The organism is Cupriavidus campinensis (genome assembly GCF_905397395.1).
GTDB lineage: Bacteria > Pseudomonadota > Gammaproteobacteria > Burkholderiales > Burkholderiaceae > Cupriavidus > Cupriavidus campinensis.
Map to the genome: position 1 here is coordinate 89468 of NZ_CAJPVH010000014.1, position 17675 is coordinate 107142.

At 68.1% G+C, this 17675-nt stretch carries 14 protein-coding genes; 11 read left to right on the forward strand and 3 right to left on the reverse strand.

Annotated elements, in window-relative coordinates; all coding sequences use genetic code 11:
• The first annotated feature begins 78 nt into the window (after nt 1-78).
• Both KHO18_RS11150 and KHO18_RS11155 read left to right on the forward strand, forming a co-directional pair.
• Nucleotides 79-816: a 2OG-Fe(II) oxygenase gene (locus KHO18_RS11150; protein ID WP_144196410.1), complete on the forward strand. Its 738-nt coding sequence runs from the start codon at nt 79-81 to the stop codon at nt 814-816.
• 53 nt (nt 817-869) lie between these two features.
• Nucleotides 870-1127: a DUF3820 family protein gene (locus KHO18_RS11155; protein ID WP_144196409.1), complete on the forward strand. Its 258-nt coding sequence runs from the start codon at nt 870-872 to the stop codon at nt 1125-1127.
• A 53-nt stretch (nt 1128-1180) separates the two neighbouring features.
• On the opposite strand, the gene KHO18_RS11160 is transcribed toward KHO18_RS11155, so the two are convergent.
• Entirely contained in the window at nt 1181-2728 is a 1548-nt protein-coding gene (locus KHO18_RS11160) for a glucan biosynthesis protein G (RefSeq protein WP_186296770.1), read from the reverse strand.
• Between the two features lie 274 nt (nt 2729-3002).
• On the opposite strand from KHO18_RS11160, the gene bglX reads away from it, so the two are divergent.
• Nucleotides 3003-5300: a beta-glucosidase BglX gene (gene bglX / locus KHO18_RS11165; RefSeq protein ID WP_211943183.1), complete on the forward strand. Its 2298-nt coding sequence runs from the start codon at nt 3003-3005 to the stop codon at nt 5298-5300.
• Between the two features lie 15 nt (nt 5301-5315).
• Here bglX and KHO18_RS11170 read toward each other — a convergent pair whose 3' ends face one another.
• Entirely contained in the window at nt 5316-5549 is a 234-nt protein-coding gene (locus tag KHO18_RS11170; protein ID WP_144196407.1) for a hypothetical protein, read from the reverse strand.
• Nucleotides 5550-5681: 132 nt separating this feature from the next.
• Between KHO18_RS11170 and KHO18_RS11175 the strand changes: the two genes are divergently transcribed.
• From KHO18_RS11175 to KHO18_RS11195, 5 genes are all read left to right on the forward strand, one after another.
• On the forward strand, nt 5682-6608 hold the full coding sequence (locus KHO18_RS11175; protein ID WP_144196406.1) for an alpha/beta hydrolase: 927 nt from the start codon (nt 5682-5684) through the stop codon (nt 6606-6608).
• A 10-nt stretch (nt 6609-6618) separates the two neighbouring features.
• The gene (locus KHO18_RS11180) at nt 6619-8712 is read left to right on the forward strand and encodes a penicillin-binding protein 1A (protein WP_211943184.1); all 2094 of its coding nucleotides are present in this window, start codon (nt 6619-6621) and stop codon (nt 8710-8712) included.
• 21 nt (nt 8713-8733) lie between these two features.
• On the forward strand, nt 8734-10002 hold the full coding sequence (locus KHO18_RS11185; RefSeq protein ID WP_211943185.1) for an arsenic transporter: 1269 nt from the start codon (nt 8734-8736) through the stop codon (nt 10000-10002).
• A gap of 99 nt (nt 10003-10101) precedes the next feature.
• Nucleotides 10102-10827: a GTP cyclohydrolase I gene (gene folE, locus KHO18_RS11190; RefSeq protein WP_144196403.1), complete on the forward strand. Its 726-nt coding sequence runs from the start codon at nt 10102-10104 to the stop codon at nt 10825-10827.
• Nucleotides 10828-10837: 10 nt separating this feature from the next.
• A complete protein-coding gene (locus tag KHO18_RS11195; RefSeq protein ID WP_144196402.1) occupies nt 10838-11287 on the forward strand; it encodes a BLUF domain-containing protein in 450 nt (149 codons plus the stop codon).
• Nucleotides 11288-11349: 62 nt separating this feature from the next.
• Here the strand turns inward: KHO18_RS11195 and KHO18_RS11200 are convergent, their stop codons facing one another.
• Complete coding sequence (locus KHO18_RS11200) at nt 11350-11601, reverse strand: hypothetical protein (protein ID WP_144196401.1); 252 nt, start codon at nt 11599-11601, stop codon at nt 11350-11352.
• A gap of 555 nt (nt 11602-12156) precedes the next feature.
• Here KHO18_RS11200 and KHO18_RS11205 point away from each other — a divergent pair.
• From KHO18_RS11205 to KHO18_RS11215, 3 genes are all read left to right on the forward strand, one after another.
• Nucleotides 12157-12801, forward strand: coding sequence for a response regulator transcription factor (locus KHO18_RS11205; RefSeq protein WP_211943186.1), 645 nt, complete (start codon nt 12157-12159; stop codon nt 12799-12801).
• A gap of 6 nt (nt 12802-12807) precedes the next feature.
• On the forward strand, nt 12808-16254 hold the full coding sequence (locus tag KHO18_RS11210) for an ATP-binding protein (protein WP_211943187.1): 3447 nt from the start codon (nt 12808-12810) through the stop codon (nt 16252-16254).
• Between the two features lie 149 nt (nt 16255-16403).
• On the forward strand, nt 16404-17675 hold a 1272-nt coding region (locus tag KHO18_RS11215), incomplete at its 3' end, for an MFS transporter (protein ID WP_211943188.1).

The window sequence follows — 17675 nt, forward strand, 5'->3', positions numbered from 1 at the left end:
TGACATTTGGAACAACAGTTTGGAACGGGGGTCCGAATCCGGCGAGCGCGGCGCCCGCCGCTGGCTTAAGGTATGCGGATGCGGACATCTTCCTCCCAGCAAAACCAACACGACCCGGCGCAGCGCGTAGGCACGCTCGACTGGGACGCCATCACGCACGACCTCGACGCGCAGGGCTGCGCGACGATCCCCGGCCTGCTCACACCCGCCGAGTGCGACGCGCTGGCCGCGCGCTACGGCGACGACGCCCTGTACCGGTCGCGCATCGTCATGGGCCAGCACGGCTTCGGGCGCGGCGAGTACAAGTACTTCCGCTATCCGCTCCCGGCGCTGGTCCAGGCGCTGCGCACGGCGCTCTATCCGCATCTGGTGCCCGTGGCCAACCGCTGGCATGCGGCCATGGGCATCGAACGACGGTTCCCGCCCGAGCACGCCAGCTTCCTTGACGAATGCCACCGCGCCGGCCAGCGCCGGCCCACGCCGCTACTGCTGGCCTATGGCGAGGGGGACTACAACTGCCTGCACCAGGACCTGTACGGCACACAGGTGTTTCCGCTCCAGGTGGCGATCCTGCTGTCGGCGCCCGGCGCCAGCTTCACCGGCGGCGAGTTCGTGATGACGGCGCAGCGCCCGCGCATGCAGTCGCGCGCGGAAGTGGTGGCCCTGGCGCAGGGCGACGCGGTGGTCTTCGCGGTCAGCCAGCGGCCGGTGCAGGGCACGCGTGGCCCCTACAGGGTGAACATGCGTCACGGCGTGAGCCGTCTGCGCTCGGGCACGCGCCACACGCTCGGCATCATCTTCCACGACGCCGAGTGACCGGCGCCGGCGCTACAATGCCGGCTTTCCCCGACCCAGACCGATCGCCGCCCATGCTTCCCGACGCCGAAGCCCTGCGCCTGCTCGTGACACGCACCATGCCGTTTGGCAAGCACAAGGGCACGCTGATTGCCGACCTGCCCGGCAACTACCTGAACTGGTTCGCGCGCGAGGGCTTCCCGCCCGGCGAGATCGGCCGCCTGCTGGCGCTGATGCACGAACTCGACCACAACGGGCTCGCGGACCTGCTCAAGCCGCTGCGGGAGGGCGCCGGGCGCACCCCCCTTCCCAAGAAAAACGGGCCGCGCTAAGGCGGCCCGCTCGGGTGGATCGCCCGTCCGGCGATCAGTCCAGATTCGTTAAATCAGTTGCCCGGCATCGAATCCGGCGGCAGCTGGTAGCTCCAGGTCTCGCTGAGCACCTTGTCGCCGGAGACCAGTGCCTCGCGCATCTCCACCACCTTCTTCGGGTCCTTGACCTTGATCCGCAGCGTCACCCGGTAGCCCTTGGTCACCGGGTTCGGCTGCAGGATGTTCTCGATGACCTCGGCGTTGTCGCTGACGCTGAACGACGCACGCACCGGCGCATTCGGCGGCAGCTTGGCCAGCGCGCCGCCCTCGAAGTCGATCACGAAGCCCAGGCTGCCGTCCAGGTGGCGGATCAGGTTGGCCTGCATGATCTCGCCCGCGCTGCGCAGCGTCTGCTTGACCCAGGCGAGGTTCTTGTCGACCATCGCGCGCTCGTCCATGGTCCAGTGCATGGTGTAGTCGGCCCTGATCGGCTGGCCCTTGGGCGGCAGCTGGTCGGGTGTCCAGAACGCGACGATGTTGTCGTTGGTCTCGTCCGGCGTGGGAATTTCCACCAGCTCGACCTTGCCGCGCCCCCAGTCGCCCTGCGGCTCGATCCACGCGCTCGGGCGCAGGTCGTAGCGGTCCTTGAGGTCCTCGTAGGCGGAGAACTCGCGGCCACGCTGCATCAGGCCAAACCCGCGCGGGTTGTTCACCTGGAAGGTGCTGATCGCCAGATGCCTGGGGTTGTTCAGCGGGCGCCACAGCCATTCGCCGTCGCCGGTGTGGATGGAGAGCCCGTTCGAGTCATGCAGCGCCGGGCGGAAGTTGTTGGCGTCGCGCTGCTGGTTCGGGCCGAACAGGAACATGCTGGTCAGCGGCGCAATGCCGAGCTTGGTCACCGCGCCACGCATGAACACGCGCGCCTGGACCTTCAGCGTCGCATCCGTGCCCGGCATCAGCTCGAAGCGGTAGGCGCCCGTGGCACGCTGGGAATCCATCAGCGCGAAGAACACCAGCGGCTTGCCCGGCGCCGTGGGGCGCTCGATCCAGAATTCCCGGAAGGCCGGGAACTCCTCGGCCACCGGCAGGCCGGTGTCGATAGCCAGCCCGCGCGCGGAGAGCCCGTAGACCTGGCCCTTGCCGATCACGCGGAAGTAGCTCGCGCCGAGGATGCTCATCACTTCGTCGAGCTTGTCCGGCCGGTTCACCGGGTACAGCACGCGGAAACCCGCGTAGCCGAGGTTGTTGGTGGCGGCCTTGTCGAGCTTGAGGTCGCCGAAGTCAAAACGGCTGGGCGAGTAGCGGATCTCCTGCACGTTCCTGCCGACGATCTCGTTGATCTTGACCGGCGTGCTGAAGTGCATGCCCTGGTGGTAGAAGCCCAGCCGGTACGGCGTGGGCTGGTCCTTCCACTCCACGGCATCCAGCTTCGGCTGGATCTTGATGTAGTCGGCAAACTGCATCTTCGAGAAGGCCGGCGGCAGGTTGCTGACCGGGGCCACATAGGGCTGGTCCGCCATCGATCTGGCGCGGGTGGTCACGTCGTCGAGCGAGAAGGCGGCGGCGGGCGCGCTGGCCGCGAACACGCCCGCGAGCGCGATGGCCGGCAAGGCAAGTTGCATCTTGTTACGTAATGACGCGGCAAAGACGGCAAGAACCACGAATCCCTCCAGAAAAATCGAATCGAAAACAGGCTGACAGCGCCCGGGAGGCAAAGTTGCCGCCCTATTTGGGTAAACTGCCGACGCAGTCCACAAAAATAACCGATTTCGCCCGACGTGCCGATCAGACGTTGGACGACAGCCGGCCGGCGCCACTTCCTGCACCCTTATGCACACTTTCAGGGCACTTTCGGGGCATGATTGCGGGCCTGGCTCATTGGGGAAGACTCACCACATGCGATTGCTTTCGACGCTGGCCCTGGCGGCCAGTCTGGTTTGTACGCCGGCGCTGGCCGGTCCCGCTCCGGCCGCCGCCGGCGACAAGAACGCGTTCATCGCCGACCTGATCGGCAAGATGACCCTGGAGGAGAAGATCGGCCAGCTGCGGCTCATCAGCATCGGCCAGGACATGCCGCAGCCGCAGTTGATCAAGGAAATCGCCGCCGGCCGCGTGGGCGGCACCTTCAACTCGGTGACCCGGGCCGACAACCGCCCGCTCCAGGACGCCGCCGCGCAGCAGAGCCGCCTGAAGATTCCCATTTTCTTCGCCTATGACGTGGTGCACGGCCATCGCACCGTGTTCCCGATCAGCCTCGGCCTGGCGTCGAGCTGGGACATGGCCGTGGTCGAGCAGGCCGCGCGCATCTCCGGCAAGGAAGCCAGCGCCGACGGCCTGGACGCCACCTTCGCGCCGATGGTCGATATCTCGCGCGATCCGCGCTGGGGGCGCACCTCCGAGGGCTTTGGCGAGGACCCGCACCTCGTCTCGCAGTGCGCGCGCGCCAGCGTGCGTGGCTTCCAGGGCGCCTCGCCGGCCAACCCGGACAGCGTGATGGCCTTCGTCAAGCACTTCGCCCTGTACGGCGCCGTGGAAGGCGGGCGCGACTACAACACCGTGGACATGAGCCCGCAGCGCATGTACCAGGACTACCTGCCGCCCTACCGCGCCGGACTGGATGCGGGGGCCGGCGGGGTGATGATCGCGCTGAACTCGGTGAACGGCGTGCCGGCCACATCGAACAAATGGCTGCTGCGCGACCTGCTCCGCAAGGAATGGGGCTTCAAGGGCGTGACGGTGAGCGACCACGGCGCCATCGACGAGCTGCTGCGCCACGGTGTGGCCGACAACGGCCGCCAGGCCGCCCGCCTCGCCATCGAGGCCGGTGTGGACATGAGCATGGCCGATTCGCGCTACCTGGAGCAGTTGCCGGATCTTGTGAAGTCGGGCGAGGTGCCGGTGCGGCTGATCGACGAGGCCGTGCGCGAGGTGCTGGGCGCCAAGTACGACATGGGCCTGTTCCAGGACCCGTATCGCCGCATCGGCACGGCGGCGCAGGACCCGGCCGATGTGAACGCCGAGAGCCGCCTGCACCGCGCCGAGGCCCGCGCCGCGGCGCGCAAGTCGCTCGTGCTGCTCGAAAATCGCAACCAGACGCTGCCGCTGAAGAAGGGCGGCACCGTGGCGGTGATCGGCCCGCTCGCTGACGCGCCCATCGACATCATGGGCAGCTGGTCGGCGGCGGGCAAGGCCACCCAGTCCGTGACGCTGCTGCAGGGCATGCGCGATGCGCTGGCCGGACGCGGCCAGGTGCGGTACGCGCGCGGCGCCAACATGACCGACGACGAACGCGTGGTCGGCTACCTGAACTTCCTGAACTGGGATAACCCCGAGGTGGTGCAGGACAAGCGCTCCCCCGGCGAGATGATTGCCGAGGCCGTGGAGACCGCGCGACAGGCCGATACCATCGTGGTAGCCGTGGGCGAGTCGCGCGGGATGTCGCACGAAGCCTCCAGCCGCACCACGCTGTCCCTGCCGGGCAGCCAGCAGACGCTGCTGCGGGCGCTGCGCACCACCGGCAAGCCGCTGGTGGTGGTGTTGATGAACGGCCGCCCGCTGACCATCAACTGGGAACGCGACAACGCCGACGCGCTGCTGGAAGCCTGGTACCCGGGCACCGAGGGCGGCCACGCCATCGCCGACGTGCTGTTTGGCGACGAAAACCCGTCCGGCAAGCTGCCGATCTCATTCCCGCGCTCGCTCGGCCAGATTCCCACGTATTACAACCACCTGCGCATTGGCCGGCCGTTCACGCCGGGCAAGCCGCCGAACTACACCTCCCAGTACTTCGAGGAGGAGTCCGGCCCGCTGTATCCGTTCGGCTATGGCCTGAGCTACACCACGTTCAGCCTGTCCGACGTGGCGCTCTCGGGCCAGACGCTGCCGCGCAACGGCCAGATCACCGCCAGCGTGACCGTGAAGAACACCGGCACGCGGGAGGGCGAAACCGTGGTGCAGCTCTATATCCAGGACGTGACCGCCTCGGTGGTGCGGCCGGTGAAGGAGCTGAAGGACTTCCGCAAGGTGATGCTCAAGCCGGGCGAGTCCCGCGTGGTGAGCTTCCCGATCGGCGAGGACAAGCTGCGCTTCTACAACGGCAAGCTGGAGTACGTGGCCGAGCCAGGCGACTTCAACGTGCAGGTCGGCCTGGATTCGGCCTCGGTGCGGCAGCAGCGGTTCACGCTGCAACCGTAGATGACTGCCAGGGGGTCAGCGGTTGCCGTCGAGCAGTTCGTTCAGCAGATCGTCGAAGCCGGCCTGTGCGTCTTCGAGCGCCTGGAGCGCGGCGTCGAAGGTCTGGAGCGCCATCTTCGACGGCTTGCCGCTGCCCTGCGGCGGATACTGGCTCTGCAATGCGGCAAACGCCACCTGCACCTGGCGCGTGGCGTTGACCACGCGCTCCATCGCCTCGGCTTCTTCCGCGCGCTTCTGTTCGTCGTTCATGCAAGGGTTCCTCAATGTTTGTGAGGCGTATCGTACAAGAACTCGGCAGCGCCTCTGGCGGTCGAACCCCCTCATCCATCAAAATCAGGTAGGTTCATCGCCACCCGCCGCCCTGCCCCGCCCCCATCCTCCATGCCTGACCTTGACGCCCCCCGCTTCACCACGCTGCTCCGCCGCTCGTTCGCCGCCTCGCTGCTGACTGCCGGTGGCTTTGTCTGCTACTGGACCTACCTGGCCGTGAACCAGGAAAAGCTGCTGTTCGATGCACGCCGGCGCCCGCCGCGCGACCTGCCGGAGGGCATCGTCGCCTATTCCCACACCGTGCCGGGCGGCCTGTTCCGGGGCTACGTCTACCACGCGGACCACGAGGGCGTGCGGGACCTGCTGTTCTACCTGCCGGGCCGGGGCGAGGACGTGCTGGAAACCCTGCAATACGTGAAGTGGCTGGCGCCGGGCATGGGCTTCGCCACATTCGACTATCGCGGCCTGGGCCATTCGGACGGCATGCCCTCCGAGGCCGCCGCCGTGGCCGATGCCAGCCAGTTCCTGCTCCATATCCGCCGCGCCTTTCCCGGCGTGCGCGTGCACGTGGTGGGGCGCTCGCTCGGTACCGGGGTGGCCATCCAGCTGGCCGATCTCCAGGATTTCGAGAGCCTGCAACTGATCACCCCCTACGACTCGCTGCTGGAAATCGTGCGCAAGCGCTTCCCGCTGGTGCCGCTGCGCCAGCTGATGCGCCACCATTTCGACTCGATTTCGCACTGCAAGAAGGTCGTGCAGAGCACCAAGGTGCTGCTGGCCGAGACGGACGACGTGGTCCCGCACGAGTGCTCGGAACGGCTGATGGCGGCCTGGCCGGGGCCGGTTTCGCTCCAGACCATTCCCGGCGTGGACCACTTCACCATCGTCGAACGGCCCGAGACCTGGCAGGCCCTGTGCGACTTTGCCCAACAAGTGCCGCATCATCCACCCGAACGGATCGCGGTCCATGGGGAGAAGACACCACCCACCGATCATTCGGATACCGGAGTGGCGTTGCCGCTACCTGCAGCACGGTAGAATGCGCGCCATGAAAAGATTTGCAGTCAAGGCTGCCGGCGTCACCGCGGCGCTGGCAGCGAGCGGCGTGTTGCTCGCCGGTTTTGCCGCGGTACTCAGCCTGCGCCAGCTCCCCGATGTCGATGCACTGCGCGACTATCGCCCCGACGTGCCGCTGCGCATCTACACCAGCGACGACGTGCTGATTGGCGAGTTCGGCACCGAGCACCGCGAGTTCATCCCGATCGAGCGCATGCCACAACGCATGTCCAATGCGCTGCTGGCCGCCGAGGACGACCAGTTCTTCCACCACGTGGGCGTGGACGTACCGGGCCTGTTCCGCGCCGCGCTGGCCAATCTGGGCGAAGGCTACGCGCAGGGCGCCTCCACCATCACCATGCAGGTGGCGCGCAATTTCTACCTCTCGCGCGAGAAAACGCTCTCCCGCAAGTGGTACGAGATCCTGCTGGCGTGGCAGATCGACCGCACGCTGCCCAAGGCGCGCATCCTCGAGCTGTATATGAACCAGGTCTACCTGGGCGAGCACGCCTACGGCTTCGGCAGTGCCGCACAGACCTACTTCGGCAAGCCGCTCGCGGCGCTGTCCCTGGCGGAGTCCGCGATGCTGGCCGGGCTGCCCAAGGCGCCCTCCACGATGAATCCGGTGGTCAACTTCCCGCGCGCCAAGCGGCGGCAGGAGTACGTGCTGGGCCGCATGCTGGCGCTCGGCATGATCCATCAGGACGAATACCGCGAGGCGCGCGCCGCCCGGCTGGTGGTGAGCAACGCCGGCAATGGCCGCTTCGCGGGCCATGCCGAGTACGTGGCCGAACTCGCCCGGCAACTGGCACATGACCGCTTTGGCGACGACGCCTATACGCGCGGGCTGAACGTGTACACCACGGTGTCGTCGATGCGGCAGACACTGGCCTACGACGCCGTGCAGGCCGGCCTGGAACGCTATGGCAAGCGCCACGGCGCCAAGCCTGCCGACGCCCCGAACGCAGGCCTGCCCCAGGCCGCGCTGGTCTCGCTGGACAGCCGCACCGGCGCCATCGAGGCCATGATCGGCGGCGCGGACTTCGCCACCAATCGCTTCAACCATGCCACGCAGGCCCAGCGCCAGCCCGGCTCGACGTTCAAGCCCTTTATCTATTCGGCGGCGCTGGAGCGCGGCATCTCGCCGGGCACGCTGATCAACGACGCGCCGCTGGACAACCCGCGCTGGCAGCCCTCGAACGACGACAACCGCTTCGTTGGCCCGATCACGGTGCGCCAGGCGCTGGCCGAGTCGCGCAACCTCCCGGCCATCCGCACCTTGCAGGCCGTGGGCGTGCCGTACGCCATCGAGCATGCCGGCAAGTTCGGCTTCGCCACCAAGCGGCTGCCGCCCTACCTGCCGCTGGCGCTGGGTACCGGCAGCACCTCCCCGCTGCGGCTGGCCGCCGCCTATGGCGTATTTGCCAACCATGGCCACCGCGTGGAGCCGTATCTGATCGACAGGATCACCGACGGCGAAGGCAACGTGCTGTTCACCGCGGGCACGGGCGATGGCGGCACGGAACCGCCGCAGGTGATTTCCGCGCGCAACGCCTTCGTGATGGACAGCCTGCTGCAAAGCGTGGTGGATGCCGGCACCGGCAACGGGGTGCGGCGCTACCTGCGGCGCGGCGACATCGCCGGCAAGACCGGCACGACCAACGATGCCGTGGACGGCTGGTTCGCCGGCTATGCGGCCGACGTGGTCACGGTGACGTGGATGGGCTTCGACGACAACCACAGCCTGGGCCGGCACGAATTCGGCGCCACCACGGCGCTGCCGATCTGGGCCGCCTATATGGAAGGCCGGCTGGCCGGCGTGCCCGAGACCGCGTTCCCGCCGCCAGCCGACCTCGCCAAGTTCAACGGCGACTGGGCCTATGCCGAGAATGCCGATGGTGCACACGGCATCGCCGCGCTGGGCTTCCCGCCCCCGCCGGCGGTGGCGGACCTGCCTGCCGACGCCGGTGTGCCCGTTAGTCCGGGGCCGGCCGGCCCCACGCCCGCCGCGACCCACGCGACCAACGCGACCAACGCGCCACCCTCTGGCCCGGCCAGCCCGGCCAGCCCGCCCGCCCCGCTCTGACCCGCCGACCCCTACCCTCCCATGCCCGTTGAACATGCTTCGATGATCTGGACGGTGGCCGCGGCGGCCACCGCCGGCGTGCTGCTGCGCCCGTTCCGCCTGCCCGAGGCGTTCTGGGCCATGGCGGGTGCGCTGCTGCTCTGCGTGGCGGGCCTGCTGCCCTGGCGCGAGGCGCTGGCCGCCGTGGCGCGCGGCAACGACGTCTACCTGTTCCTGGCCGGGATGATGCTGATCTCGGAACTGGCCCGCAAGACCGGCCTGTTCGACCATGTGGCCGCGCTGGCCGTACGCGGCGCGCGGGGCTCGGCGCGCCGGCTGTTCGTGTTGGTCTACGGCTTCGGCACGGCTGTCACCGTCTTCATGTCCAACGACGCCACCGCCGTGGTGCTGACGCCGGCGGTGCTGGCGGCCACGCGCGCCGCGCGGGTCAAGCATCCGCTGCCCCACCTCTACGCCTGCGCGTTCATCGCCAACGCGGCGAGCTTCGTCCTGCCGATCTCGAATCCGGCCAATCTGGTGCTGTTCGGCGAACGCATGCCGCCGCTGGCGGGCTGGCTGGCGCGCTTCACGCTGCCGTCCGTAGTCGCCATCGTCATGACCTTCGCGGTCCTGTACTGGACGCAGCGCCATGCGCTGGCCGAACGCATCGAGCCGGAGGTGCCCGTACCGCCGCTGACGCCGCAGGCGTGGCTAACCACGCTCGGCATCGTCGGCACCGGCGTGGCGCTGCTGGTGGCCTCGCTGCGCGGCCAGGACCTGGGCTGGCCGAGTTGCATCGGCGGGCTGGCCACGCTGGCCGCCGTCTGCGCCACGCGGCCCCGCCTGCTGGCGCCGGCGCTCAAGGAAGTCTCCTGGGGTGTGCTGCCGCTGGTGGCGGGGCTGTTCGTGCTGGTGGCGGGCCTCGAGCGCACCGGGCTGGTCGATACGCTGGCGCACTGGGTGCGCGATCTTTCCGCGATGTCCGCGCAGGGTGGCCCGGCCGGCCTGCTCGGCGCCGGGCTGGCCGGGGTGGTGGTGGGCGTGGTCAGCAATATCGTGAACAACCTGCCGGCGGGGCTGCTGTCGGCCTCGGCGCTGGCGGCTGGCCACGCCTCGGACACCGTGACGGCCGCCGTGCTGATCGGCGTGGACCTGGGCCCCAATCTCTCCGTCACCGGCTCGCTGGCCACGCTGCTGTGGCTGACCGCGCTGCGGCGCGAGGGCCATGCCGTGGGCGCCGGCACGTTCCTGAAGACCGGCGCGCTGGTCATGCCGCTGGCGCTGCTGCCGGCACTGGCCGTGCTGCGCTAGCCGGTTTGGCGGCGCAGGCGGGGCCGGTTGTGGCGCCCTGCCATCTGCCATATAGTGAGGCACCGCGCACCACTGCCCGCACCACTGCCAGCACCACTCATGCCACATAAGGATCATCCCGGGGAATCCCACCCCGCTCCCGCCGCCACCCCAGTCTCGGACCGCATCCGCGGGCGCCTGCAAGCCGCCGGCGAGCGGTTCCATGCCAACGACAACATCGCCCGTTTCATCGAGCACGGCGAGCTGGAGGCGTTGCAGGCCGAAGTCCAGGCGCGCATGGAAGAGGTGCTGCGCACGCTCGTCATCGACGTGGACCAGGACCACAACACGCGCGAAACCGCGCGCCGGGTGGCCAAGATGTACCTGAAGGAGATTTTCGCGGGCCGCTACGCCAAGGCGCCGGAGGTCACCGAGTTCCCCAACGTCGAGCAGCTCAATGAACTGATGATCGTGGGCCCGATCCGCGTGCGCAGCGCGTGCTCGCACCACCTGTGCCCGATCATCGGCAGTCTCTGGGTCGGCGTGATGCCGAACCGCCATTCCAACCTGATCGGCCTGTCCAAGTACGCGCGCATGGCCGAATGGATCATGTGCCGTCCGCAGATCCAGGAGGAAGCGGTGGCCCAGATCGCCGACCTGCTCCAGGAGAAGATGAACCCTGACGGGCTGGCCATCGTCATGGAGGCCGAGCACTTCTGCATGCACTGGCGCGGCGTGCGCGACACCGACGCCAAGATGACCAACAGCGTCATGCGCGGCTCGTTCCTCAAGGACGACAAGCTGCGCCGTGAATTCCTGACGCTGCTCAACCTGAATCGCCGCTGAGGATTTGCCGATGCTAGTTCGCCTGATCTACGCCAGCCGCGCCAGCGCGCCGATGGAACCGGCCATGCTGGACGATATTCTCGAAACCAGCCTCGCGCAGAACCCGTCCCACGGCATTACCGGCGTGCTCTGCCACGGCAATGGGGTGTTCCTGCAGGCGCTCGAAGGCGACCGCGAGGCCGTCTCGCGCCTGTACCTCAGCATCGGCCGGGACAAGCGCCACCGCGACGTGGTGCTGCTGCACTACGAGGAAATCGCCGAACGGGCGTTCGCGGGGTGGTCGATGGGCCGCGTCAACGCGAGCAAGATCAACGCCGCCACGCTGCTGCGCTACTCGGCGAAAGGCGAACTGGACCCCTGCCGGATGCCCGGCGCGTCCTCGCTGGCGCTGCTGAAGGAGTTGATCGCGGGCGCTGCCATCGTCGGCCGCGCGCCGGAACGCGGACGGCACACGCCCTAGCGTCGGTCAGGCCGCTGGCGTTCCGGCGCCCCTGGGTGCCTGATCCCGCACAGTTTGCGCTGTCAGACCGAGACCTGGCCGAACAGGCCGCATTCGAGATCACTCTCGAACTCCTCGACCCACGCGTTGCCGGGGCTGGCGTCATAGACGCTTTCGGCCCCGGTGCGCTGCCTTCGCACGGTGACCTGCCGGGCCGACGTGCCATTGACGTCTGAGATCTCGAACTCTTGTGATGCAAGACCGACTTGCCGGAACACGGCCTCGACGTCTTGCCGTTCATGGGCGGGAAACTCGGAGAATGGGCGGTTTGCCATGGCACACCTCACCGTGGAAGAGCGTCGCACCAGGATTGCGCGAGCGCCGCCACAGCATGCCACCAATCTGGCCAACACGTGACGGCGGGCCAATGACCCCAATGGCGGTAGATGTATTCCCGGCCGGCCCCAGCGCGCGGCGCGTCCTGCGCCAGCATCAGCCCAGCTCCATGCCACCCCTCGAACAGCATCGAGAAGAAATCGATGATGGCAATCAATTTTTCGCCAAATTACGATTCGCTTCGTATCGAATTTATTGCGAAAATATCTTATCTTTCCGAATCTGCAATCGCCGCCGCTGACGAGCGGTCCAAGCGGCGATCGTCGCTGCCATGACAGCGAATTGCAACAACACTGTTGCAATTGTCACGGACCTCGCAGATACGTCGTCGATCTCAGACTTGTCCTAATTCGTCGGAAATTCAAGATAGACATCATTGCTATCCAGCAAGCATTTTCCTAAGCATTGCGAAAGCACTACACTTCACGCAACGCGCCGTCATTTCACTGTTTTATTACCGAATGCGCTGCCAGTCAGCGAGAGGAAATCGAGGCATGTCCGGAAGAATCATTCGAGTTGCACTGGCCGATGATCACCCACTCGTGGTGGCAGCCCTGCGAGACTGCTTCCAGCGCACGCCTGGCTTTGTCATCGCGTGCGAATGCACGAACGGCAGCGAGCTGACCAGTGCCCTGAGCCAGACCCCGGCGGACGTGGCCGTGACCGATTTCAGCATGGGCCACGGCGACCGCTCGCTGGACGGCTTCAACCTGCTGCGCCGGCTGGTGCGCCTGCACCCGAAGACGCCGGTGGTCGTGATCAGCGCCCAGACCAATACCGGCGTCATCCATCGCTCGATGAAGCTCGGCGCGCGTGCCTTCGTGAGCAAGGAGGACGATCCGCACGAGGTGATCCGCGCGTGCATCCAGGTCACGTCCACCAGCGGCGAGTTCTTCTCCCCCTCCATCCGCGCCGTGCTGGAGGCCGCGAGCACCGCCGCGCCGTCCACCGAACTGACCGTGCGCGAACTCGAGATCGTGCGGCTCTATGCGCAGGGGCTGCAGCTCAACGAGATTGCCGGCAAGCTCGGTCGATCGGTCAGCACGGTCTCGAGCCAGAAGACCGTGGCCATGCGCAAGCTGAGCATACAGACCAACACCGACCTCATCCGGTATGCCTACGAGCACGGGTTGATCTGATCCTTCATGCAGCAGATTCTCGACCGTACCCAGGAATCCCTCGCCCAGGCCTTCGCCTCGCTCGCGCGCAATGCCCGGCGGCAGCAGCATCTTTACTACGCCACCATCGGCCTGCTGATTGCCATTGTCGTCGTCTCCGCCGTGCTGCTTGCCGTGCTGGCGGCGGCACGGGAGATTGACTACCGTCGCGGGCATGTGGCCCAGTATGTGGGTGCGATTTCGCTGCAGTTGCAGGGCGAGGCGACCTTCCTGCGGCGGACCGCCCTGACCGTGGTGAACGTGCAGCGCTACCGGCCGGCCCCCAACCCCGGGCATGCCGATGCCGACCTGCCCCGGACGCTGCTCCAGCAAGTCAACGCCAGCGGGATTGCCTCGCCGCCCGATGGCCGCTACACCCTGCTGGTTCCCCCGGATACCCGCGCCGCCTGGGGCGCGGCGCTGCCCGATCGTCTCTGGCAGCTTCAGCAGGTGGCCAATGCCGCCCTGACCACCCAGCAGGCGCTCGATCTTCATCACCCGGCCTATATCGTCGATGCGGACGCGGCCTACGCGATCGTCCTGTCGCCGGGCAGCACCTCGGCCACGGCTCTCGCGCTGCAACCGGGGCTTGTGTTGACCTTGCGCGACAGCTTTGCCCAGGCGCTGCGGGCGCTGCCCGCAGGCACGGCGCCGGGCACAAGGGGAGAGCCCCGCTGGACCGGCCCGGCCGTGGATCCGATGCTCCAGTTGCCGGCGATGACCGCCCTCATGTCCGTCCACGACGGCGAGCGGCCCATCGCCTTCGTTGCCGCGAGTGTCCAGGTAGATGCCTTCCTTGCCCAGTTGCAACGGCCCAGCGACCCCGCCACCGTGATGCTGGTGAACCAGGCGCAGGCGCAGATCGATGTATCGCCGCCATCCGAGCCTGCACCGCCAGCACTGGTCCAGCGCATCGTGACAGACGCCCGTCATCGCTCCCCGGACGCCTTTGGCTTCACGCGTGCCGGCATGGTGCTCGTCCAGCCGCTGGGTCACGGCTTCGGCGCGCTGGTCTATCTGCTCTCGTACGGCCTCCTGTTCAACGCGGTGGCGCAGGCACTGGGGCTGATCGGCCTCACCGGGGCGCTACTGATCGCCGCCATTGTCCTGACGGCGCGATACTGGGATGTCCACCTGCTACGCCGCAGCCACGCGGAAGCCACCCGCGCGCTCGAGAGCGAGACGATCAACCATATCCTGGTCAGCGCCACGCCGATCGGGCTGTGCATCGTCCGGCTCCAGGACGACGTGGTACTGACATCGAACCAGGTCGCCGATTCCCTCTTGAGCCTCGGCAAGCGCGGCAGGCTGCCCGCGCACGTCGTGCGGGCGCTGCGGCAAGACGCACGCCATGACACACCGGGCGATATCGTGTCGGTCGCGCAGGTGGTGGTGCCCGCGCGGGAGCCGCAGGATGACACCCAGCCGCACGACGAAGCGCAGAAATTTCTCCAGATCACGCATGCGCGCGCCCGCTATCAGGAGGAAGACGTGCTGTTCTGCGCGATCCAGGACGTGACGGCGCAGCAGCAGATCGAGCACGAATTGCGCGCCGCGCAGCGCGCCTCCGAGGCGATGATGCGCGCCCGTTCGAACTTCTTTGCGTCGATGAGCCACGAGATCCGCACGCCGCTGAATGCGCTGCTCGGCAACCTGGAGCTGCTGGCGCGCGACGAGGGCCTGGAGGCCCACGCGCCGCGCCTGCGCGCGCTGAACGCGGCGTCGGAGGGCTTGCGGCGCATCGTCAACGACATCCTGGATTTCTCCAAGATCGACGCCGGCGAGATGACGCTGGCCGCGGCGCCGTTCCGGCCCATAGACGAGCTGGAAAGCGTGGCGCTGGCCTTCGCGCCGCTGGCGGCGGACCGGCCGATCCGCTTCCATGCCAACCTGATGCCGTCGCTCGATACCCTGCTGGTGGGCGACCGGACCCGGCTGGCGCAGATCGTCAACAATCTGCTCAGCAACGCGTTCAAGTTCACCTCCTGCGGCAAGATCACGCTGGCCGCCGAGGTCAGCACCGATCCGCGCGGCAAGACCACGCTGGTGTGCCGCGTGCTGGATTCCGGCGTCGGCATGCCGCCCGAACTGGTCGCGCGGGTGTTCCAGCCGTTCGTGCAAGGAGACGCCGGGGCCACCAGCCGGCATGGGGGGACGGGCCTCGGGCTTTCCATCTGCGCCCGGCTTTGCGAACTGATGGGCGGCCGTATCACCGTGGAGAGCGTGGAGGGCGTTGGTACGGCGTTCACCGTGGCGATTCCGCTCGAACGGGCGGCCGGTTCGTCCGCTGCCCAGTCCCCGCCCGCACCGGGCGGCCGCGCCATGATCCTGTGCCAGGAAGCCGAGTCCGGCGAGGCCATCGACGCCTGGCTGCAATCGGCGGGATGGCAGACCCATGTCGTGCACACCCTGGGCGGCGCCCAGGCGTACCTCCGTGGCAACCGGCCCCATGTGATGGTGGCGACTGGCGACTATGGCCTGCCGGAAATCGCGTCCCTGCGCGAGATCCGCCCCGCTGGCGTGGCGTGGCTTACGCGCAACGGTCCCGATCGTCCCGCACGCCGCGCATCGGGCGTGCATGAGGCGATGGTTTACAGCCACGGCGCGATCTTCGCGGCCATCGAGGCGGCACTGGGCGATTCCGGCGAGGATGAGGATGAAAACATCGGCCATGCCGACGGCCCCGAGGACGAAGCCTCGGCCGCTCTCGCCAACGACGAGGACACCGCGCCGGGCCGTACGATCCTGGTCGTGGAGGACAACGCGCTGAACCAGACGCTGGTTGCCGAACAGCTGCAGACGCTGGGCTGGCATCCGGTGGTCGTCGGCGACGGGCGTCAGGCGCTGGCCATGCTGGAACAGATGCCCGCCGCGCCCAACCTCGTGCTGACCGACATCCACATGCCGGTGATGGATGGCTACGCGCTGCTCGAGGCCCTGCAACGCACCCGGCCCGACCTGCCCGTGCTCGCCTTCAGCGCCGTGACCCAGACCGCCCAGGCCGTGGATTGGGAAACGCTGGGCTTTGCCGGCCATATCGGCAAACCCGCCTCGCTGCGGGAGCTGGAACAGGTGCTGCGAACAGTGGCGGCGCCACCTGCCTCGACACCGGCAGCCCCCCCGGCACCGCCCGTGCTGCAGGCCGCCGACATCGCGCGCTACCAGTCGCTCCTGCGCGAACACCTGCAGACCGATCTGCCCGAACTCACCCGGACCATCGCCGCGCACGACCCGGCCGCCTTGCAGCACTGGGCGCACCGGTCGGCGGGCGCGTTCCAGATCGTCCAGGCCTACGATATCGTCAGCCTGTGCCGGGGTGTCGAACACCTGTGCGATGCCACTGCCGCGTGGACACCCGAGATGGCCGGCCTCGCCGACCAGCTCCATGCGGTGGTGCGGCACTATGCCGAAGGCGACACGGCGCCGCACGCCTGAGGCCACCTGCGCCTACCACAAAAGCGAGATTTGCGGGGACGGCGGCACCGGACGATAATGGCGCGGCCGCGCCGGTCCGGCTTCCACCGGAGCCGGGGTGCGGCAAGAATATGCCAGCTGCCCCCAGCCGCCCCCAGCCGTCCCCTTCCATGCCGCCCCATCAAGGTCTTCCCCAGCCCCAGCGCACCTGGGCCATCCTCACGGTTTTCTGCGGCCTGATCATGGCCGTGCTGGACGGCTCCATTGCCAATATCGCGCTGCCGTCCATCTCGCGGGCGCTCGACGCCGATCCCGCCCGGACCATCTGGGTCGTAAACGCCTACCAGCTCACGGTCACCGTCTGCCTGCTGCCGCTGTCGTCGCTGGGCGACATCCTCGGCTACAAGCGCGTGTACCGGGTCGGTCTGGCCACCTTCCTGGTCGGCTCGGTGCTCTGCGCGCTGGCGACCAACCTGCCGATGCTGGTGGCGGCGCGGGTGCTGCAGGGCATCGGCGGCGCCGGCATCATGAGCGTGAACACCGCGCTGGTGCGCTTCATCTACCCGCCGACCAAGCTCGGGCGCGGCATCGGGCTCAACGCGCTGGTCGTGGGGGTGACGATTGCGGTCGGGCCGTCGCTCGGCGCGCTGATCCTCGCCGTGGGTAGCTGGCCATGGCTGTTCGCCGTGAATATTCCCGTGGCGTTTGCCGCGCTGGCGATCTCGCGCACCGCGCTGCCGGAGACGCCCGCCCAACCGCGCGAGTTCGACTATCCCAGCGCCGTGCTGTCGGCCATCGTGTTCGGGTCGTTCGTGCTGGGTGTGGACGCACTCGGGCATGCCCCGCTGCGGCTGGCCGGCGCGGCGGGCCTGGTGGCGGCGATCGGGCTCGGCTGGCTCCTGGTGCGGCGCCAGCGCGGACGCGTCGCGCCGCTCGTGCCGGTAGACCTGTTCGCCAGCCGCGCCTTCACGCTGGCGGTGGGCACCTCGTTCTGCTCGTTCATGACCCAGATGCTGGCGTTCGTGTCGCTGCCCTTCTATCTGGAATACCAGCTTGCGCGCAGTCTCCAGGAGACCGGGCTGCTGATCACGCCCTGGCCGCTGATGGTGGCCGCAATGGCGCTGGTGTCGGGACGCCTCTCCGAGCGGTATCCGGCGTCCATCCTGGCCGGCGCGGGCCTGATCTGCCTGTCCGGCGGCCTGATCGGGCTGGCCCTGCTCGGCAAGGATGCCTCCAGCCTCGACATCGCCTGGCGCACGGCGCTCTGCGGCATCGGCTTCGGGTTCTTCCAGTCGCCAAACAATCGCGCGATGATCACCGCCACGCCGCCCGAGCGCAGCGGCGGCGCCAGCGGGGCGCAGGCCACGACACGCCTGCTGGGGCAGACCACCGGCACGGCCGTGGTGGCGCTGCTGTTCGGCCTCGACCCGACCGGCGCCGCG